Source organism: Clostridium uliginosum, assembly GCF_900112485.1.
Taxonomy (GTDB): domain Bacteria; phylum Bacillota; class Clostridia; order Clostridiales; family Clostridiaceae; genus Clostridium; species Clostridium uliginosum.
This window is the reverse complement of the sequence record NZ_FOMG01000010.1, coordinates 91,672-113,169: the sequence shown is the minus strand read 5'-3', so window position 1 is coordinate 113,169 and position 21,498 is coordinate 91,672. Positions and strand designations below refer to the sequence as shown.

16 protein-coding genes and 1 riboswitch are annotated in these 21,498 nt (G+C 30.5%); all 16 genes read right to left on the bottom strand.

Going from position 1 to position 21,498, the window contains the following annotated elements; all coding sequences use genetic code 11:
• Positions 1-397: 397 nt before the first annotated feature.
• Positions 398-1,534, bottom strand: a complete 1,137-nt coding sequence (locus BM027_RS08820) for a trans-sulfuration enzyme family protein (protein WP_090090946.1) — start codon at positions 1,532-1,534, stop codon at positions 398-400.
• A gap of 3 nt (positions 1,535-1,537) precedes the next feature.
• Complete coding sequence (locus BM027_RS08815) at positions 1,538-2,686, bottom strand: trans-sulfuration enzyme family protein (protein WP_090090944.1); 1,149 nt, start codon at positions 2,684-2,686, stop codon at positions 1,538-1,540.
• A 112-nt stretch (positions 2,687-2,798) separates the two neighbouring features.
• Positions 2,799-2,917: riboswitch (SAM riboswitch) on the bottom strand.
• Positions 2,918-3,428: 511 nt separating this feature from the next.
• The gene (locus BM027_RS08810) at positions 3,429-4,205 is read right to left on the bottom strand and encodes an endonuclease/exonuclease/phosphatase family protein (protein WP_090090942.1); all 777 of its coding nucleotides are present in this window, start codon (positions 4,203-4,205) and stop codon (positions 3,429-3,431) included.
• A 6-nt stretch (positions 4,206-4,211) separates the two neighbouring features.
• On the bottom strand, positions 4,212-5,876 hold the full coding sequence (locus BM027_RS08805; protein WP_090090940.1) for a PTS transporter subunit IIBC: 1,665 nt from the start codon (positions 5,874-5,876) through the stop codon (positions 4,212-4,214).
• A gap of 349 nt (positions 5,877-6,225) precedes the next feature.
• The gene (locus BM027_RS08800; protein WP_090090938.1) at positions 6,226-7,887 is read right to left on the bottom strand and encodes a glycoside hydrolase family 13 protein; all 1,662 of its coding nucleotides are present in this window, start codon (positions 7,885-7,887) and stop codon (positions 6,226-6,228) included.
• A gap of 326 nt (positions 7,888-8,213) precedes the next feature.
• Complete coding sequence (locus BM027_RS08795) at positions 8,214-9,215, bottom strand: LacI family DNA-binding transcriptional regulator (RefSeq protein WP_090090937.1); 1,002 nt, start codon at positions 9,213-9,215, stop codon at positions 8,214-8,216.
• 21 nt (positions 9,216-9,236) lie between these two features.
• Positions 9,237-9,485: a GIY-YIG nuclease family protein gene (locus BM027_RS08790; RefSeq protein ID WP_090090935.1), complete on the bottom strand. Its 249-nt coding sequence runs from the start codon at positions 9,483-9,485 to the stop codon at positions 9,237-9,239.
• Positions 9,486-9,935: 450 nt separating this feature from the next.
• On the bottom strand, positions 9,936-10,940 hold the full coding sequence (gene ilvC / locus BM027_RS08785) for a ketol-acid reductoisomerase (protein ID WP_090090933.1): 1,005 nt from the start codon (positions 10,938-10,940) through the stop codon (positions 9,936-9,938).
• Positions 10,941-10,952: 12 nt separating this feature from the next.
• Positions 10,953-12,635, bottom strand: coding sequence for a biosynthetic-type acetolactate synthase large subunit (ilvB, locus tag BM027_RS08780; protein WP_090090932.1), 1,683 nt, complete (start codon positions 12,633-12,635; stop codon positions 10,953-10,955).
• Positions 12,636-12,717: 82 nt separating this feature from the next.
• On the bottom strand, positions 12,718-14,376 hold the full coding sequence (ilvD, locus tag BM027_RS08775; protein WP_090090930.1) for a dihydroxy-acid dehydratase: 1,659 nt from the start codon (positions 14,374-14,376) through the stop codon (positions 12,718-12,720).
• 4 nt (positions 14,377-14,380) lie between these two features.
• On the bottom strand, positions 14,381-15,463 hold the full coding sequence (gene leuB / locus BM027_RS08770; RefSeq protein ID WP_090090928.1) for a 3-isopropylmalate dehydrogenase: 1,083 nt from the start codon (positions 15,461-15,463) through the stop codon (positions 14,381-14,383).
• A gap of 103 nt (positions 15,464-15,566) precedes the next feature.
• Positions 15,567-16,055, bottom strand: coding sequence for a 3-isopropylmalate dehydratase small subunit (gene leuD / locus BM027_RS08765; RefSeq protein WP_090090926.1), 489 nt, complete (start codon positions 16,053-16,055; stop codon positions 15,567-15,569).
• A gap of 13 nt (positions 16,056-16,068) precedes the next feature.
• Complete coding sequence (gene leuC, locus BM027_RS08760) at positions 16,069-17,328, bottom strand: 3-isopropylmalate dehydratase large subunit (protein WP_090090924.1); 1,260 nt, start codon at positions 17,326-17,328, stop codon at positions 16,069-16,071.
• Positions 17,329-17,343: 15 nt separating this feature from the next.
• Positions 17,344-18,939, bottom strand: a complete 1,596-nt coding sequence (cimA, locus tag BM027_RS08755) for a citramalate synthase (RefSeq protein ID WP_090090922.1) — start codon at positions 18,937-18,939, stop codon at positions 17,344-17,346.
• Between the two features lie 32 nt (positions 18,940-18,971).
• Complete coding sequence (gene ilvN / locus BM027_RS08750; protein WP_090090920.1) at positions 18,972-19,487, bottom strand: acetolactate synthase small subunit; 516 nt, start codon at positions 19,485-19,487, stop codon at positions 18,972-18,974.
• 633 nt (positions 19,488-20,120) lie between these two features.
• Positions 20,121-21,467 carry a phosphoglucosamine mutase gene (gene glmM / locus BM027_RS08745; protein ID WP_090090918.1) on the bottom strand — a complete coding sequence of 449 codons (1,347 nt, stop codon included), beginning with the start codon at positions 21,465-21,467 and terminating at the stop codon, positions 20,121-20,123.
• Positions 21,468-21,498 lie beyond the last annotated feature (31 nt).

Sequence of the window (21,498 nt, the reverse complement as noted above, 5' to 3'; positions counted from 1 at the left end):
AAAAAAGAAATAGAAATAACATTTGTGGAAGAAGCATTGAAAAATAAGCTTAGAGTTTCTTCATTTGAAGTTGTTCCATAAATGATTGTCCTAATGCATATTAGGAGCAATCTTTTATGGGTACAACTTTAAATGTTAGAAAATTTCAGGCATATTCAACAAAATAACAAGTCAGTATGTTAGTCTATTTTGAGTGATACTGCGTCAGTAATATTAGCTAATAGTCTACTATTAGCTAATATTACTTCCTTGTCTGACTCAAAATATACATCACATCTTTGACTTGTTATTTTGTTTCATATGCCTTAGCGAAATTTTTCTAGTCTTCTTTAATAAATGTTATTTCTATTTCTTTGTTATTAATTCACTTGGTAATTTTGATGCAGCCCCTTTTTCCTTATAATTCAATAGCTTCTTTAAATGAATCTATTAAATCTTTAATATCTTCAAGTCCAACAGAGACTCTAATTAATGTATCTGTAACTCCTAATTTATCTCTTTCCTTTTTTGGAATTGATGCATGACTCATCTTAACCGGATATGAAACTATTGTTTCAACCCCACCCAAACTTACTGCAACAGCTACATTTTTAACATTATTTAAAAATATTTTAGTTCTCTTTAAGCTATTAAATTTAAAAGATAATACGGCTCCTCCTCCATCTGCTTGTGATAAATGAACTTCTCTTCCTTCATGCGATTTAAGTGCTGGATAGTATACTTTTTCTACTTCTTTTCTTTTATCAAGCCAATTTGCTAATTTATCTGCATTATTTTGAGCTGCATCCATTCTAACCTTTAATGTTTTTATTCCTCTAATTATAAGCCAACAATCTTGTGGTCCAAGTATAGCTCCAAATGTATTTTGTATTTGATAAACTCTATCTCCTAATTCCTTAGTTTTTGTTACAACAAGTCCTGCTATAACATCACTATGTCCTCCTAAAAATTTAGTTGCACTATGAACAACTATATCGGCACCAAGCTCTAATGGTCTTTGAAGATATGGTGACATAAAAGTATTATCAACTATTGTAATTGTTCCATGTTCTTTAGCTAACTTACTTGCAGCTCTTAGATCAGTAACTTTTAATAATGGATTTGATGGAGTTTCTAAATAAAGACCCTTCGTATTTTCTTTAAATGCATTTTTTATTTCTTCAATATTTGATGCATCAACAAAAGTAAATTCAATATTAAATCTTGAAAATAATTGTGTTGAAGCTCTATATGTTCCACCATACACATCTCCACAAATTATAATGTGATCTCCCGCAGAAAATATTGATAGCACTGAAGAAATTGCAGCCATTCCTGATGAAAACGCAAGTCCTCTTTGTCCACTTTCAAGTTCTGCTATTAAATTCTCCAAAGCATCTCTAGTTGGATTTCCTGATCTAGAATAATCGTACTTTCCAAAGTTGTCTATATCAAATTGATGAAATGTTGATGTTTGATATATAGGTGTACTTAATGCACCTGTGTTTTTATCTATATCTCCACTTCCATGTAATAATCTAGTTCCAAAATTCATATTTTACACCCCAATCACTCTTTTTAAATCTTCTATTAAATCATATATATTCTCTACCCCAACAGATAATCTTAGTAAATATTCATCTATACCTAGTCTTTGTTTAATTTGCTCTGGAATATCAGCATGAGTTTGTGTATATGGATAAGTAATTAATGTTTCTACTCCACCTAAACTTTCTGCAAATGTTATAACTTTAACTTCTTCTAATATTTTAGGTACTAAGTTCTTATCTTTAAGCCTAAACGATAATGTTGATCCAAATCCTGTTGCTTGAGATTTATTTAATTCATATCCTTCAAAATCTTCTAATCCAACATAATATACTTTTTCTACATTAGTATTATTATTTAAAAACTGTGCTATTTTTATAGCATTTTCTTGAGCTCTATCTAATCTTATATGCAAAGTCTTAATTCCTCTTAAAATTAACCAAGAATCAAATGCAGATAAAACTGCTCCTGTAGACATATTAATATTTCTTAATCTTTCAATTAGTGATTCATCATTTGCTACTACAAATCCAGATAATACATCATTATGTCCACCTAAATATTTAGTTCCACTATGTATTACTAAATCTGCCCCTAAATCTAATGGTTTTTGATAATATGGTGTTAAAAAAGTGTTGTCTACTATTAATAACAGATTATTTTTTTTACATATTTTAGCTACAGCACTTATATCTGTTACCTTCATTGTTGGATTAGATGGAGTTTCTAAAAATATAGCCCTTGTTTTTTTAGTTAAAGCATTAAGTATATTGTTAGTATCTGTTGTATCTACAAAAGTAGAATTAACCTCAAAATTCTTAAATGTTTGATTAAATAATCTAAAACTTCCTCCATATAGATCATCTGACAATATCACATGATCTCCAAATTTAAATAAGTAAATGCATGCTGTAATAGCTGCAACCCCCGAAGAAAATGCTATTGCCCCTTTCCCATTTTCCAATAAAGCTACTGTCTTTTCCAATTCTTCTGTTGTTGGATTTTTAACTCTTGAATAGTCATATCCAGTACTGTTATTTAATCCAGCATGTTTAAATGTTGCCGTTTGATAAATTGGATAACTTATTGATCCAGTAACATTATCCCCGCAAGATGCCCCCCTAACTGCATATGTTTCAAAATATTTTTTATTGCTCATACTATTAGCCCCCTATTTAGTTTAAAATTTTCTAAAAATAAAAAAGTCACTTCTTAATTAAATAAGAAGTGACTTAAAAATTTCAATATACGTTTAATAACGTTTAAATTTCTTCTTATTTTTCAGGATAAACTCCTGCAGGAATTAGCACCAACTAAAAACATTAAATCAAAATGTTTTTTAGGTTGCCGGGTTTCAAAGGGCCAGTCCCTCCACCACTCTTAATAAGATTAAATTGTCAAAATATTAATTTGTTAAATATTATTATACACGCTTTAATATCTATGTCAATAAATAACTAGTATTTTTATCAACTTTCTTTATTTTTGTAATTTTTAGACATATTATCTTCTTAAGCACTTATTTAAACTATTATTTCTTAGGAAATATTACATCCTATTATGTAATTAAATGTTGTAATATTAAATATAAAAAGATTTATACAATAAAGGAGCTGTCTCATAATACAAATCATTTAATGATATGATGTATATTCAAAAAAAGAAATAGAAATAACATTTGTGTAAGAAGCATTGAAAAATAAGCTTAGAGTTTCTTCATTTGAAGTTGTTCCATAAATGATTGTCCTAATGCATATTAGGAGCAATCTTTTATGGGTACAATTTTAAATGTTAGAAACTATTAGCGAAATTTTTCTAGTCTTCTTTAATAAATGTTATTTCTATTTCTTTGTTATTACTTCACTTGGTAATTCTGAGACAGCCCCTTGCTAGCTACTATATTATATCTCTAAGGTAACTTCAACCCCATAGTGATCAGAGATGATTTCTTTATTCTGACCATTAAATATTACCTTTGAACTTATAACATTTACTGACTTATTTGAAAAAATCAAGTCTAATCTAAGTTCTTCTTTGTTTTTATCCCATCCATCTATTTTCCCTTTTGCAGTGATACCACAATCTACTTCTTTTGATAAATTAAAAGTATCTATTAATCCACTATTAAGTAGATAATCATATCCTTCTCCTCTAATGAATGCATTATTGTTGAAATCTCCCATAAAGAAAGTAAGTGTATTAGTATTAATCGTTTTTATAAGCTTATCAACTTGATACTTAAATGTTTCTTCTTCATCTTTCCACCAACCTAAGTGACAAGAATACAAATCCAAATTTTTTCCTTTATAGTCAATTGTAACTTTAACAACTTTTCTTGTTTTCCAATAATTTATATTATCACTTTTTGTAATAAAAAATGATTTTTTATTAATTATCTTATGCTTTGTAAATATAGCAAGACCTTCTTCATATTTATCATAACCAATATGTGAATAGTCCCAATGAAAATCATATTCATTCAAAAGATTTTTTAATATTACTGCAAAATTATCCTTTTTTAAATTTCCAGAATAAGTTTCTGAATCTATTAATTGACTTACTTCCTGTAATGCTATTACATCATATTTTTTTTCATTTATTACTTTTGCTAAATATTTAATCTTTTCTAATTGGTTATCTTCTTGCCATGAATGACAATTTAAAGTTAGTAACTTCACCTTATATTACACTCCTAATATATCTTGAATATTTGATTTTAATACATCAGCTTTAGGACCATAAATTGCTTGAACGCCCTTATCCTTAACAACTAATCCTATAGCACCATTTTTCTTCCATTCATTTACATTAGCAACTAAACTTAAGTCCTTAACCGTTACTCTTAAACGAGTCATACATGCATCAACTTCTACAATATTTTCCTTTTCCCCTAATAATGAAATAGCCTTTACTGCAACTGCATCCCCTTTAGTATCTCCACTATTATTTTTCATTTTGCTGTCTGCTGTATCATCTTCCCCTTCCATTTCAATATAATTTCCTTTACGTCCTGGAGTTGGAATATTAAATTTCTTAATTAAAAAGTTCATTACAAAGTAATTTATTAAAAAGAATACTATACATGCTATTATAAAGTTAATTAAATCCATAATTAATCCTGCTTTAATTAGTAAAGGTGTACGACTTATTAATTCTATCGCTCCAAATGCATGAACTCTTAAGTTTATAATATCTACTAATGCAAATGCTATACCAGTTAAAACTGCATGTACACCATAAAGAATTGGTGAAACAAACATAAACATAAATTCAATCGGTTCACTAACTCCAGTTAAAATTACTGCTATAGCAGCTGATAAAAACATTGATTTATATTTTTTTCTCTTATCTACATCAACGTTTCTGTACATTGCAAATGCTACACCTATTAAGGATGCTGAAGATAATATAACTTGACCTGCTTTAAATCTAGCCGGTGTAACTGTATTTAATAAGTTAGTATATGCTGCTGTATCTCCTGAATTTTTTAAATTTATTAAGTCTGTTATCCATGCTAACCATAAAGGATCTTGTCCAGCAACTGCTGTTCCTGCTGCTGTTCCTGTTATTACATGATATACTCCACCTAACTCTGTATAGTTTACTGGTATAGTAAGCATATGATGTAAGCCAAATGGCAAAAGTAAACGTTCTAATGAACCATAAACAAATGGTGCTAAAATTGGAGCTGTATCTTTAGATGTAGCTATCCATTGTCCAAATGAATTTAATGCACTTTGTGCAAAAGGCCAAAATATTGCAAGTATTATTGCTGTAATTGTTGAACCTATTATTACAACAAACGGAACAAAACGTTTACCATTAAAGAATGATAATGCATCAGGTAATTTATTGTAGTTATAATACTTATTATATAAGCATCCACCTAAGAAACCTGAAATAATTCCTATGAATACTCCCATATTTAAAGCTGGTGCTCCAAGTATTGATGTAAAGTAATTTGGTACTTGTAAAGTTCCTCCAAATAATGAAGTTACAGTAGCATTTGGATCAGTTAACATAGTTCCAGTAACACCAAATAGTGCCCCTGTAATACGATTTGTAAGAATGAATGCTATAAGTGCGGCAAATGCTCCACCTGCACGTTCTTTTGCCCATGATCCACCAATCGCAACTGCAAATAAAATATGTAAGTTACCAATTATTGCCCAACCTATGTCTTCCATGACTTTTGCAACAGTATGCATGAAGTTTGCATCAAATGACATACCTATCAGTTTTCCAAATGAGATCATTAATCCTGCTGCTGGCATTACTGCAACAACAACAAGTAAAGATTTTCCAAGTTTTTGCCAAAATTCAAATGATACTAAATTATTTTTTTTCATTACTCATCCTCCAACATTTCATTAAGTCACATGAAATAAAATAACAGACCAAATATGTGTCATATATTTAGTGTCAGACAATGAGGTAAGTTTAGTTAATAGCGAGCTATTAGCTGAACTTTCCGACGTGAGTAGATAAGTGAGAGTCCAAATTTTATATTTGGTTGCTCAAACTTTCTCTGTGAGCATTCTACATTTGATTTCTCGAACTTAGTTAACAACCAAAGGGCGTTAACCTTATTGAAAAATGATTTTGTGTGAATCACTTACTCAGCAAGTGTATACGAGTCGAGCTTCCTTATGGCGCAAAATAGACAAGCATACTGGTCTGTTATTTTTTCAAATGTGCCTAAATTTTATATAGTCTAGCTTCCCAAGGTTTTAATAAGATTTTGTTTATAATATTATGTTCTTTTACTTCATAATTTGATAATAATAAGTTAGAATAATTTAACTTTTCATCTTTATAACAATATTCAGACTCATCATCTGAAAGATTACATATAATTATGTATTTATCCCCTTCAAATTCTCTAATATATGAATAAATATGTTCATCATTTTCTAATATAAGTTTATAATTCCCATATATTAGCGTTTCACTTTGTTTTTTTATTTTTATCATTTTTTTATAAAAATTAAGTACTGAATTTGGATCATTATGTTCTGTTAAAACATTAATTTGCTTATAATTAGGATTTATTCCAATCCAAGGTTTAGCATTAGAAAATCCTGCATACTCACTATTATCCCAGTGCATTGGTGTACGTGCATTATCTCTTGATGTAGCCCATACTTGCCTCATTGCCTCTTCTTCAGATACACCGCTTCCAATTTTTTCTTTATACTCATTAATGCATTTAACATCATCATACTCATCAATATTTTTAAATTGAACATTTTTCATTCCTAATTCTTGTCCTTGATATATAAATGGTGTTCCTTGCTGCATAAAATATGTTAATGCAAATGCTTTCGCACATTCTACTCTATATTCTTTATCATTTCCCCAACTTGAAACTGCTCTTGGAATATCATGATTTTCTATAAATAATGCATTCCATCCTACCCCATTTAAATTATATTGCCACTTTGTTAATGCATCCTTAAATGCTTTAACGGAAAATTTTAAATCTGAATCATAATCCCATAATTCAAGATGTTCAAACTGAAATACCATATTAAACTTTCCATCTTCTTCTCCAACCCAAAGTTCAGCTTCTTCTGAATCAACACCATTTGCTTCTCCAACAGTCATTATGTCATAGTTCTCAAAAGTATTATCTGCAAGTTCAGCTAAAAATCTATGAATTCCAGGAAAATTCATGTGCTTATCAAATGAAGAAACATATCTTTCATTATTTGGATTTGGCATATCTTCAAAAGTTTGATCCTTTTTTATATGACTTATTGCATCAACTCTAAACCCATCAATACCTTTATCAAGCCACCAATTTATCATCTTATATACTTCATTTCTCACTTCAGAATTTTCCCAATTCAAATCCGGTTGTTTTTGGGTAAATAAATGTAAGAAATATTCTTCTGTAGTCTCATCATATTTCCAAGCTGAACCTTTAAATATGCTTTCCCAATTGTTAGGTTCTTTACCATCTTTGCCTGTTTTCCAAACATACCAATCTCTTTTAGGATTATTCTTTGAAGATTTTGATTCTATAAACCACTCATGTTCATCACTTGTATGATTAACAACCAAATCAATAATTAATTTCATTCCTCTTTGGTGAACTTGCGTTAGAAGTTCATCAAAATCATCTATGTTCCCAAGCTCGTCCATTATATCTTTATAATCACTTATGTCATATCCATTATCATCATTAGGTGATTTGTACATAGGGCATATCCAAATTACATCTATGCCTAAATCTTTTAAATAATCCAACTTAGATATTATTCCTTGTATATCTCCAATACCATCACCATTAGAATCTTTGAAACTTCTTGGATAAATTTGATATCCTACTGCTTCTTTCCACCAAATCTTTTTCATAAAACACTTCCTTTTTTCGCAACCGTTTGCATAATTTAAAAAATAAATTCAATAATATTTATATCATTGAAAGTATGTAAATAGTTTGCCTCTTTATTTGATTATACTTTACTATAATCATACTATGCTCCTATTCTTCATCTTTGCTTAAATTATAACAATTTAAATAGCTAATTACAAAACTTATATAAGCATTAATTTAAATAAATTTAAGGTTTATGCTTACGTTTTCATAGTATTTTCTTCTATTTACAAAGGATTTCACGCAATCGGTTGCGTAGATTGCATAAAACCCTAGAACACTTACTCCTGAAAAAAATATAATTCTATCTTAATGATTCTCTTTCTATTAATTTAGTATCAACTATATAATGATTAATATTTGTTTGTTTATCTTCTAAAGCATCAATTAAAATTTTGCTTGCATAATATCCTAATTCTGAAGCATTAATATCTATTGATGCCAATGGTGGTGTTTGAAATTCTGCTAATTTAGTATTATTGAATCCTATTAATGATATATTGTTAATATTTCTCTCATTAAACACTTTTAAAGCTCCAAATGCTAAAATATCATCTTCAGCTACAACTGCTGTTGGCATTACATGTTCTAATAACTCATTAGTTGCATCTACTCCTTCTTTTTCAGTAAATTCTGATTTTATTATTATATTTTTATTACTTATTAAAACTCCATTCATTTCACATGCAACTTTAAACCCATTTATTCTGTCTTTAGTCATATTCCAGTCTTGTCGTGCTCCCAAAAATGCAATGTTTCTATGCCCTTTTTCAATAAGTTTACTTACCAAGTTATAAGTAGCTTTAAAATTATCATTATCCACCCATAATACCCCTTCCGTTTTTTCTGGTCTTCCTATAATTACAAATGGAAAGTTTGTATCTTTTAAATATTTTATGCTACTATCATTTTCTTTAGCTCTTAATAAACATATCCCATCAACTAAATTACTACTTATAAAATCCTTTACATGGTTTACTTCAGTTTCCTCATCTTGGCTAAAGGCATATGCTATATAATAGTTCTTACTCTGAGCATAAAGACTCATGCCCTTCATTGCTTGAATAAAAAATTGATTTTTCACTAAATCTTGTGCTTCATTGGGTAATACTACTCCTAATATTTTTGTTTTATTATTAGCTAAACTTCTAGCTATTGCATTAGGTTTATATTTTAATTTTTTTATAGTTTCTCTTACTTTCTCTTTAGTTTCTTCACTTATCTGTGGACTATCAGATAATACCCTTGATACAGTTGATGTTGAGACATTTGCTTCTTTAGCAACCTCTTTAATTGTAACCTTCATTTTCTCCCACCCCGCAATACCTTATTTTTTGTAATTTTGGATTAACAATTGTTTTTTATTCCTGTTCAGTTGTTTTATTTCATATTCTCTCTTCATAGCTTGTGTCTTTTCTTGAAACTCTTCATAATACAAGAGTTTTACTGGTCCTCTTCCCCTTGTGTATTTTGCGCCTTTTCCCGTTGAGTGCATTTCCATCCTTTTGGTCAAATTATTTGTCCATCCAGTATAAAAAGTTCCATCAGAACACTCTACAATATAAACATAATTCATAAACTATCCCTCAAAATATCATTATATAAGGCATCTCCAAATAAATAACTAATCTTAAAAATTAATATACAATTATATTACCATAAAATTATATATTAGTACTAATACTTAATATACTAATCATTTTAAAGATGTGAGTTATTTGTCTCATTAGAATTTATAATAAGTTTATATTATTTATCCACAATTTTATAAATTTAAAGTCATCTGTTAACAAAATGTGTGAATAATATTGGGTATAAAAATGGGCTGTCTCAGAATTATCAAGTGAAGTAATAACAAAGAAATAGAAATAACATTTATTAAAGAAGACTAGAAAAATTTCGCTAAGCTTATTTTTCAATGCTTCTTCCACAAATGTTATTTCCATTTCTTTTTTTGAATATACATCATATCATTAAATGATTTGTATTATAAGACAGACCCTTTTTATATGTTAAAGCATTTATATTAGTCTACTTTAGCTGTGTCTATCCAGCTCATCATTCCTCTTAATTCCTTACCAACCTTTTCTATTGGATGTTCTGCTTCCATTCTTCTAGTTGCATTAAAATTTGGTCTTCCTACTTGGTTTTCTAATAACCAATTCTTTGCAAAAGTACCATCTTGAATTTCAGTAAGAACTTTCTTCATTTCTTTTTTTGTTTCATCTGTGATGATTCTCTTGCCAATTTGATAATCTCCATATTCAGCTGTATCTGATACTGAATATCTCATTAAGCTTAATCCACCTTGGTAAAATAAATCAACAATTAATTTCATTTCATGCATACATTCAAAGTAAGCATTCTCTGGAGCATATCCAGCTTCCACTAAAGTTTCAAATCCAGCTTTAATAAGTTCTGAAACTCCACCACAAAGTACTGCTTGTTCTCCAAATAAATCTGTTTCTGTTTCATCTTTAAAAGTAGTTTCAAGAACACCAGCTCTTGCTCCACCTACTGCATTTGCATATGCTAAAGCATATTCTTTTGCTTTTCCTGATGCATCTTGATGTACAGCTATTAAACAAGGTACTCCGGCACCTTCAGTATATGTTCTTCTTACTAAATGTCCTGGTCCCTTAGGTGCAACCATGAATACATCAACAAATGCTGGTGGAACGATTTGTCCAAAGTGAATATTGAATCCATGAGCAAATACTAATGCATTTCCTTCTTCTAAATTTGGAGCTATTTGTTCATTATAAATTTTACCTTGTTTTTCATCTGGCAATAATATCATTATGATATCTGCTGCTTTTGATGCATCTTCAACAGTTGCAACTTTTAATCCAGCCTTTTCAGCTTTTGCCCAAGATTTACTTCCATTATATAAACCAACAACAACATCTACTCCACTTTCATGAAGATTTAATGCATGAGCATGTCCTTGGCTTCCATATCCTATTATAGCAACCTTCTTTCCTTTTAATAAATTCAAATCTGTGTCTTTTTCATAATACATTTTTGGCATTTACATGACCCCCTAATTATTATTTATGTCTTCTTCGCTTATTATTTGATTAATGGGTGCACCAGGTGCAACCATAGGAAAAACTTTTTTGTCACAGTGTATTACATAATCTATTAGAACTGGTTCTTTTGATGCAATAGCTTCCTTAAGAACATCTTCAACTTGACTTCTTTTATTTAATCTAAATCCTTTAGCGCCAAAAGCTTCTGCTAACTTAACAAAATCTGTTGATCTATCAAGAGTTGTTTCAGAATATCTCCCATCATAAAAGATAGTTTGCCATTGTCTAACCATTCCCAATGCATTATTATTCATTATTATTACTATCAACGGTAGTTTATTTTTTACTACTGTAGCTAATTCATTACAGTTCATTCCAAAACTTCCATCTCCAGCAATATTAAAAACTTGTTTATTGGGTTTACCAATTTGAGCCCCAATAGCTGCTCCAAGTCCATAACCCATTGTTCCTAATCCACCTGAACTTATGAAACTTCTTCTATCTTTAAAATTAAAATATTGAGCTGACCACATTTGATGTTGACCAACCTCCGTAGTAATTATGAAACTTCCATCATTTAATTTATTTAACTTATCAAATAAAAATTCTGGAGTTAGTTCATCATCATCACTATTTATTTCAACACTTTTAATTTCTTTAAGACTATCAACTGTTTCAATCCACTCTTTGTTTTCTTTTTCTTTAACTAATGGTATTAATTTATTTAATATGATTTTTAAGTCTCCTATTATATAGGAATTAACTTTTACATTTTTGTTTATTTCAGCCGGATCAATATCTATATGAATAATTTTAGCATTTTTAATATGATTTTGATTACTTATAACCCTATCACTAAACCTAGCTCCTAGTGTTATTAATAAATCACATTTAGTTGCTGCTATATTAGATGCCTTAGTTCCATGCATTCCAATCATTCCTGTATATAATGGATGATCAAATGGGAATGCTGAAGTACACATTAATGAAGTTGATACAGGTGCATTTATCTTTTCTGCAAAATTTACAAGTTCCTGTGTAGATTCTGAAGAATTAATTCCTCCTCCTGCATATATAAACGGTCTTTCACTTTCATTTATATACTGTATTAATTCACTTAAAATATCTTCTTTAAAAGAAGTGCTATTTTTCTTTAGTTCCTTAGGAATTAGCTTCGTATAAACTGCCTTATTTGCAGTTATGTCCTTAGGAATATCTATTAGCACTGGTCCTTGACGTCCCTCTTGTGCTATAAAAAAAGCCTCTCTAATTATATTTTGTAGATCGTCTACATTCTTTACAATGTAATTATGCTTTGTAATGGGCATCGTAATTCCAGCTATATCTACTTCCTGAAAACTATCTTTACCAAGCAATGATTTAGGTACATTTCCTGTGATAGCTACCATTGGAATTGAATCCATATAAGCTGTAGCAATACCGGTTACTAAATTAGTAGCTCCTGGTCCTGAAGTTGACAAGCAAACTCCAACCTTACCTGTTGCTCTTGCATAACCATCTGCTGCATGTGCCGCCGCTTGTTCATGACAAGTTAATATATGATGAATTTCATTTTTATACTTATATAGTTCATCGTATATATTTAAAACGGCTCCTCCTGGGTATCCAAATATAGTGTCTACACCTTCATCAACTAGAGACTTTATTAATATTTCAGCCCCTGTTAATAACATTGATTTCCCTCCTTCACTTTTAAGGTTAGGCATATTAAAGAAATACTTACTTTATTATTTTATTTATAATATTTTTTTAAAATTACTTTAGTATAGCTCCTTCACTTGCAGAGCTTACTAATTTAGCATATCTAGCTAAATATCCTTCTTTAATTTTTGCTTCTACAACTTTTAGGTTTTTTCTTCTTTCTTCTAAAACTTCTTCGCTTACATTTAACTCAAGTTTTGCATTATTTATATCAATTGAAATAATGTCTTTATCTTCAACTAATCCAATAATTCCACCATCTGCAGCTTCTGGAGATACATGACCTATTGCAGCACCTCTAGTTGCCCCACTAAATCTACCATCTGTAATTAATGCAACTGATTTATCTAATCCCATTCCAGCAACTGCTGCTGTTGATGAAAGCATCTCTCTCATTCCTGGACCACCCTTAGGTCCTTCATATCTAATTACTATTACATCTCCTGAATTTATCTTCTTCCCAAAAATTGCTTCTATTGCTTCTTCTTCAGAATTAAACACCTTTGCTGGACCTTCATGCTTTAGCATTTCAGGAACTACTGCTGATCTTTTTACAACAGCTCCATCTTTAGCTAAATTACCTCTAAGTATTGCTATTCCACCAGTAGGACTGTATGGTTTATCTATTGACTTAATTACATTGTGATCTTTAGCCTCTATTCCTGCTATATTCTCCTTTTGAGTTTTTCCTGTAACTGTTATACAGTCCAAATCTAAAAGATTCTTTTTGGAAAGTTCGTTCATTACAGCTGCAACTCCACCAGCTGCATATAACTCTTCAATTGGAGTATCTGATGCAGGTGATAGTTTACATAAATTTGGAGTCTTAGATGAAATATCATTTATTATATCCAAATTCATTGGAACTTTTGCTTCATTAGAAATTGCTGTTAAATGAAGTACACTATTTGTAGAACATCCTAATGCCATATCAACTGTCAATGCATTTTTAATGCTTCGCTCATTGATTATATCCCTTGGTTTAATATCATTCTTCAATAATTCCATTACAGCCATACCAGCTTTTTTAGCAAGTCTTATTCTCTCTGAGAATACAGCTGGAATTGTTCCATTCCCAGGTAGCCCTATACCTAGTACTTCACATAAACAATTCATTGAATTTGCTGTAAACATACCTGAACATGATCCACATGATGGACATGCACTTTCTTCTAACTGGTGTAAATCTCCTTCTGACATTGAACCATTCTCATAAGCACCAACAGCTTCAAACATAGTTGAAAGTGAAATAGATTTTCCATTAAACTTACCAGCAAGCATTGGTCCACCGCTGACAATAACAGATGGAATATTAAGTCTAAGTGCTGCCATTACCATTCCTGGCACTATTTTATCGCAATTTGGTATAAATACTAATGCATCAAAAGCATGTGCTTTTGCCATACATTCTGTTGAATCTGCTATAAGTTCTCTAGTAACCAAAGAATATTTCATTCCTTCATGTCCCATAGCTATACCATCACATACTCCAATTGCAGGAAATACTAAAGGTGTTCCTCCAGACATTAATATACCCTTTTTAACGCCTTCAACAATCTTATCTAAATTAACATGCCCTGGAATAATGTCATTTTGTGAAGTAACTACACCGATTAAGGGTCTATCTATTTCTTCATCAGTTAACCCAGATGCCTTAAATAGTGATCTTTGTGGAGCCTTTGTAGGGCCTTTTTTTACTATGTCACTTCTCATATAACTACTTCCCTTCTTGTAGTTTCTTACAAACTAATTTTCCCATTTCAACTGTTCCAGTTAACTTCTTACCAGAGGTCATTATATCCCCTGTTCTATATCCCTCTTCAAGTACTTCAAGTACAGCTTTTTCAATTGATTTAGCTTCTTCTTCTAATGAAAAACTATATCTAAGCATCATTGCTGCTGAAAGAATAGTTGCAAGCGGATTTGCAATTCCTTTTCCTGCTATATCAGGTGCACTTCCATGTATTGGTTCATACATACCTAATGTTCCTTCCCCTAAAGATGCTGATGGTAGCATTCCTATTGACCCAGTAACCATACTAGCTTCATCTGATAAAATATCTCCAAAAATATTAGAAGTTACTATTACATCAAATTGGTTAGGATCTTTTACTAATTGCATTGCAGTATTATCAACATATAAATGATTTACTTCAACCTCTGGGTATTCCTTAGCCATCTTATTAACAACACTTCTCCAAAGTCTTGAACTTTCTAATATATTAGCTTTATCAACACTTGTAAGTTTCTTTTTTCTCTTCATTGCTGTTTCAAATCCAATTTTAGCAATTCTAGTTATTTCATTCACATTGTATCTTTCAGTATCATAAGCGCTTTTTATCCCATCTATAACTTCTGATCCTCTGTCTCCAAAGTAAATTCCCCCTGTTAATTCTCGTACTATGCAAATATCTATTCCATCTTTAACTATGCTATCTTTAAGTGGTGATTCATCTTTTAGTGGAGCATATAATACTGCAGGTCTTAAATTACAGTAAAGATTTAATGCCCCTCTTAATCCTAATAATGCTTGTTCTGGTCTTATCTTAGCAGTAGGGTCATCCCACTTTGGTCCTCCTACTGCACCTAATAAAACTGCATCACTTCTCTTACATACATCTAAAGTTTCCTGTGGAAGTGGTGTACCATATTTATCTATTGCACATCCACCAGCTAATAAATATTCATAATCAAATCTATGATCAAATTTTTCTCCAATTACCTTTAAAATCTTAATTGTTTCCTCTATTACTTCTGGACCTATTCCATCTCCAGGTATTACAGCTATATTATATTTCACTTTAAAGCCCCCTCTTGCTGAGTTTACAATTACAATTGTTTAACTCTCATTTATTCTGTATTGCTTATATTATTGCTACTTCTTATTTATTCCTTGCTACTTATTAGCTCTTGTTTTTTATATATCCTATTAATCCATCATTATCTATAATTTTTTGCATGAATTCTGGAAATGCTTCTCCTTGATACTCCTGATTCTTAGTTAAATTCTTAATAATACCATTTGAAAAGTTCACCTCTAATTCATCTTCTGCATCAATATGTTTTACAGCCTCATCACATTCTAAAATGGGTAATCCAATATTAATTGCATTTCTGTAAAATATTCTTGCAAAAGTTGATGCAATAACACAACTAACTCCAGCTGTCTTAATTGCTATTGGCGCATGTTCTCTTGAAGAACCACAACCAAAATTCTTGTTTGCAACTATGATATCCCCATCTTTTACATTGTTTACAAAATCCTTATCTATGTCTTCCATACAATGCAGTGCAAGTTCCTTATGATCTGATGTATTTAAATATCTTGCTGGAATTATTACATCCGTATCTACATTATCTCCATATTTAAATACCTTACCTTTTACATTCATTACTAAATACCCCCTAGACTAATTCTGGATCAGTTATTTTTCCTGTTAAAGCAGATGCTGCTGCAACTGCTGGACTTGCAAGATATACTTCTGATTCCACATGTCCCATTCTTCCTACAAAATTCCTATTTGTTGTTGATAGTGCTCTTTCTCCTTTTGCTAATATCCCCATATGTCCGCCTAAACATGGTCCACAAGTTGGTGTTGAAAATATTGCTCCAGCTTCAACTAAATCCTTGATTATCCCTTCTTCCAGAGCTTGTAAATAAATCTTTTGAGTTCCAGGAATAACTATGCATCTAAGACCTTTCTTAATATGCTTTCCTTTAATAATATCCCTAGCCACTCTTAAATCTGACATTCTACCATTTGTGCATGAACCAATTACAACTTGATCAAGTTCTATGTCCCCAACTTTATCGATTGTTCTTGTATTATCAGGTAAATGTGGAAATGAAACTGTTGATTTTAATGTACTTAAATCAATTTCAAACACTTCATCATATTCTGCATCGTCATCAGCCTCATATACTTTCCATTCTTTAGTTGTATGTTCTTTTAAATATTCAGTAGTCTTATCATCAACAGGAAAGATTCCATTCTTCCCACCAGCTTCAATAGCCATATTTGCCATTGTAAATCTATCGTCAATTGTAAGGTATTGTAATCCATCTCCTACAAATTCCATTGATTTATATAATGCCCCATCAACACCAATCATTCCAATTATGTGTAGAATTATGTCTTTTCCACTAACCCACTTAGCAGGTTTATTCTTAAGAACAAATTTTAAAGCTGACGGTACTTTAAACCAACATTTTCCTGTAGCCATTCCAGCTGCCATATCAGTTGAACCAATACCCGTTGAAAATGCTCCAAGAGCTCCATATGTGCATGTGTGTGAATCTGCTCCAATAACAACATCACCTGCAACAGCTAGTCCCTTTTCTGGAATCAAGCAATGTTCTATTCCCATTTCTCCAACTTCAAAATAATTTTCTATTTCCATATCATGAGCAAACTCCCTAATATATTTAACTTGTTCCGCTGCTTTTATATCCTTATTAGGAGTAAAGTGATCTGGAACTATTGCTATTTGGCTTTTACTAAAAACCCTATCTGTTTTAAATTTTTTGAATTCAGTTACAGCTACAGGAGTTGTAATATCATTTCCTAAAACTAAATCAAGATTAGCTTCAATTAATTGTCCAGCCTTTACATTATCTAACCCTGCATGTGCCGCTAATATTTTTTGTGTCATTGTCATTCCCATTTTGAATATTCCCCCTTAAAAATACGCTTTTACTTTTCTTTCTATATCTTTTATTAATTTATATTCTATTGAATCAACTAAAGCTATCCAACTAGCTTGAATTACATCGCGAGATACCCCAACTGTACTCCAATTTTCAATTCCATCTGTTGATTCAATCAAAACTCTAACTTTTGCTTCTGTTGCACTTTCTGAATCCAAAACTCTAACTTTATAATCTACAAGTCTTACTGCTTTAAGTTCTGGATAAAATACCTCAAGCGCCTTTCTAATTGCTTTATCTAATGCATTTACTGGTCCTTCACCTTCTGCTGCTGTCATCTCGTTCTTACCATCTACTGTAATATTTATTACTGCTGTAGAAATAAATTTTTCTGAATTATAAGGTTGTTCACCTATTATTTTAAAATGATTTAACTTAAAAAATGGTTTATACTTCCCTATCGTCTTTCTTATTACTAATTCAACAGTTCCTTCTGCACCTTCAAATTGATATCCCTCATATTCTAATTCTTTTAATTTATCTGTGATTTTTTGAACTTCATTGTTATCTTTTGAGATACTAGGAAATATCTTTTTAACTTCTTGAAATATTGTACTTTTACCACTTACTTCTGAAACTAAAAATCTTCTTCTATTTCCAACAACCTCTGGGTTAATATGTTCATATGACTTTGGTGATTTAGTTACTGCATCTATATGCATTCCACCTTTGTGTGCAAAAGATGAATTTCCTACAAAAGGACTTTGATCTTGGAGTGTGATATTGCATATTTCTGCAATATATCTTGATATTTTAGTTAAGTTTGCTAATTGTTTATCATCTATAATATCATGTCCAAGTTTCAACTTAAGTATTGGTATTATTGTACTAAGATTTGCATTTCCACATCTCTCTCCTATGCCAATAAATGTCCCTTGAACATGCTTTGCACCTACATTTACTGCCATTATTGTATTTGCTACAGCCATCCCCATATCATTATGAGTATGCACACCTACATCTATTACTAATTGATTCATAACATCTTCAGTTATGTTTTTGATTTCTTCTGGTAAAGTTCCACCATTGGTATCACATAATGTAACAACCTCTGCACCCGATTCTTGCGCAAATTTTAATGTTGATATTGCATAATCTTTATTTGATTTATATCCATCATAAAAATGTTCTGCATCAAAAATAACTTTTTTTCCTTCTTTGCAAAGATAAGCAATTGTATCTTTTATCATATTTAAATTTTCTTCTAATGATGTTTTTAAAATATCTGTCACTTGTATATCACATGACTTTCCAAAGATTACAACTACATCTGTCCCTGCTAATAAAAGATTTTTTAAATTTTTATCATCTTCAACCTTACTCTTTTGTCTTCTAGTTGATCCAAATGCTACTATATTTGAATAATTAAGTTTTACATTTTTAATTTGCTTAAAAAACTCCATATCTTTAGGATTAGATCCTGGATTACCAGCTTCAATATAATCAACTTGAGCTTCATCTAAAATTTTGACTATTTTAATTTTATCCTCTAAAGAAAAGGAAATCCCTTGTCCTTGCGCTCCATCTCTCAAAGTAGAATCAAATATTTTTACTGCATGTTCAGACATAGCTTGCCCCCCTTCTCTTGTCAAATCATTACTTATAGTTCATCATTTTCTAATGAACTTTTTATTGTTGAATCTCCTCTTTGAAGAGCTGTAACCCCAGTTCTAACCAGCTCCTCTATTCCATACTCTTCCATAAGTTTTATCAATGCTGATACTTTACTTTCATCTCCTGTTAATTCAATTGTTAATGTATCACTAGATAAATCAATTATTTTACATCTAAAAATTTTAACTGTTTCATTTATTGCCGCTCTGTCTTCACAATTTGCTCTTACTTTAATTAATACCAATTCTCTATAGACAGAATTATCAGGTGTAAAATTTATTACTGTTATAACTTCTTGAAGCTTATTTAATTGTTTCTTAACTTGTTCTAATATGTCCTCATCACCTTTAAGAGTAATTGTCATCCTTGAAACTAAAGGATCTTCAGTTCTTCCAACTGTTAAGCTATCAATATTGTAACCTCTTCTTGAAAACAACCCACAAACTCTACTTAATACACCAGATGAATTTTTTACTAAAATGGATAATACATATTTCCCCATAATTTTCTCATCATCCCCTTATAAAAAATTGTAAAAAAAACCACTCTTAATGATATACATCATAAGAAGTGGGATAAAATTCCGCTTACATAAATATCACTAGGTTCTAACAAACCCTTGCATATAACGGATGCACACCGGATGTCAATTACTCAAGAAATATTTCTCTTTCTAGACTCTGCTCAGGAGTGATAATTATAAAGCTAAAGTATCGATTTTCACCAACCATCGACTCTCTAAAAACTTAACTGCTAAACAACCTTCTCCATCTCAGCATTTAATAACTAAGGACCTATTAATTTTTACTTTCCTAAAGTTTACTATTATAAATTTCCAATGTCAACGATATAAGATTACTTTTACAAAACTTATATTTTAATGAATATATTTATTATTATAATTTCCATTTAATCAATCAATTCGCATATTTATTGATAATTTATTATCTGTTTACATATTATATTATCATTATATTTTATTAATGCACTTATTATTAACATACTATCAATAGTATGTTTTTTGCTATATTTCTAAATTTATGAATTAAAAATAGCCTGTATTCTCTAAAAAAGAATTACAGACTATTTTAATTTATATTAGGCATATGAAATAAATTAACAAGTGAAATATGCCTTAGTTATATTTTTTTTCAATTAATTGTGCTAATCCATGAGCCATCTTATCTATTTCTTCTTGATTTTCTCCTTCAAGCATAACTCTAACTAATGGTTCTGTTCCTGAAGGTCTTATAAGAACTCTTCCAACACCATTTAATGTATCTTCTATTTTTTTTATTTCTCCTTGAATTTCATCATCAGATAAATATAATTCCTTTTTGTCATTTGGAATTGTAGCATTAGCTAATACTTGAGGTAATTCTTTCATTATAGAACAAAGTTCTGATAATGATTTTCCTTTTTTCTTAACTATTGATGCTATTTGAAGTGCTGTAACTAAGCCATCTCCTGTTGAATTATAATCTAAGAATATAACATGACCAGATTGCTCTCCACCTAGGACATAATTATCTTTAATCATTTCTTCAAGAACATATCTATCGCCAACTTTAGTCTTTTCAAGTTTTATTCCTTGTTTCTTGCAAGCAATATCTAATCCAAGATTGCTCATTACTGTTACAACTAGAGTATCATCTTTTAATTTACCCATTTCTTTTAAATAATTTGCACACAGCATTAATATGAAATCTCCATTTATTAGTATACCTTTTTCATTTACTGCTAAGCATCTATCTGCATCTCCATCAAATGCAAATCCTAAATCACATCCTTTTTTAATTACATAGTCCATAAGTTCCTCTGGATGTGTTGATCCACAATTTTGATTTATATTAGTTCCATCAGGATTATCGTTAATTACAAATACATCAGCGCCTAAATCTCTAAAGGCTTTTACTGCTGATTTATAAGATGCACCATTAGCACAATCTAAAGCTATTTTTAAACCTTTCAAGTTATACGGAATTGTATTTTTAGCGAATTCTGTATATTCTTCTAATGCTGCTACTTCTACTCTCTCTCTACCTAAATCCACTCCAGTTGGATTTGGAACCCCTTTAAAATCACTTTCAATTACTCTTTGAATGTCATCTTCTAATTCATCTGAAAGCTTATATCCTTTATCATTAAAAAACTTAATTCCATTGTATTCTACTGGATTATGAGAAGCGGAAATCATAACACCTGCATCAGCACCATATTTTCTTGTTAAATATGCAACTGCTGGTGTTGGAACTACTCCTAATATTACAGCTTCAGCCCCAACTGATAATATTCCTGCTACTAATGCTGACTCTAACATATCTCCTGATATTCTTGTATCCTTAGCCACTAATATTTTAGGCTTATGTGCTCCCTCTGTTAATACATATGCTCCTGCTCTTCCAAGGTTATATGCTATTTGAGATGTTAATTCTGTATTAGCAATTCCTCTAACCCCATCCGTTCCAAACATTCTATCCATATTCTTACCTCACTTTTTTTAATTATCTCAT

Excerpts from the sequence above, each read along its gene's own strand:
- ilvN (WP_090090920.1), bottom strand. The coding sequence starts at position 19,487 with ATGGGGAAATATGTATTATCCATTTTAGTAAAAAATTCATCTGGTGTA.
- ilvC (WP_090090933.1), bottom strand. The coding sequence starts at position 10,940 with ATGCCAAAAATGTATTATGAAAAAGACACAGATTTGAATTTATTAAAA.
- BM027_RS08815 (WP_090090944.1), bottom strand. The coding sequence starts at position 2,686 with ATGAGCAATAAAAAATATTTTGAAACATATGCAGTTAGGGGGGCATCT.
- glmM (WP_090090918.1), bottom strand. The coding sequence starts at position 21,467 with ATGGATAGAATGTTTGGAACGGATGGGGTTAGAGGAATTGCTAATACA.
- BM027_RS08805 (WP_090090940.1), bottom strand. The coding sequence starts at position 5,876 with ATGAAAAAAAATAATTTAGTATCATTTGAATTTTGGCAAAAACTTGGA.
- cimA (WP_090090922.1), bottom strand. The coding sequence starts at position 18,939 with ATGTCTGAACATGCAGTAAAAATATTTGATTCTACTTTGAGAGATGGA.
- BM027_RS08795 (WP_090090937.1), bottom strand. The coding sequence starts at position 9,215 with ATGAAGGTTACAATTAAAGAGGTTGCTAAAGAAGCAAATGTCTCAACA.
- BM027_RS08790 (WP_090090935.1), bottom strand. The coding sequence starts at position 9,485 with ATGAATTATGTTTATATTGTAGAGTGTTCTGATGGAACTTTTTATACT.
- ilvB (WP_090090932.1), bottom strand. The coding sequence starts at position 12,635 with ATGTTATTAACAGGGGCTGAAATATTAATAAAGTCTCTAGTTGATGAA.
- BM027_RS08820 (WP_090090946.1), bottom strand. The coding sequence starts at position 1,534 with ATGAATTTTGGAACTAGATTATTACATGGAAGTGGAGATATAGATAAA.
- leuD (WP_090090926.1), bottom strand. The coding sequence starts at position 16,055 with ATGAATGTAAAAGGTAAGGTATTTAAATATGGAGATAATGTAGATACG.
- leuC (WP_090090924.1), bottom strand. The coding sequence starts at position 17,328 with ATGGGAATGACAATGACACAAAAAATATTAGCGGCACATGCAGGGTTA.
- BM027_RS08800 (WP_090090938.1), bottom strand. The coding sequence starts at position 7,887 with ATGAAAAAGATTTGGTGGAAAGAAGCAGTAGGATATCAAATTTATCCA.
- ilvD (WP_090090930.1), bottom strand. The coding sequence starts at position 14,376 with ATGAGAAGTGACATAGTAAAAAAAGGCCCTACAAAGGCTCCACAAAGA.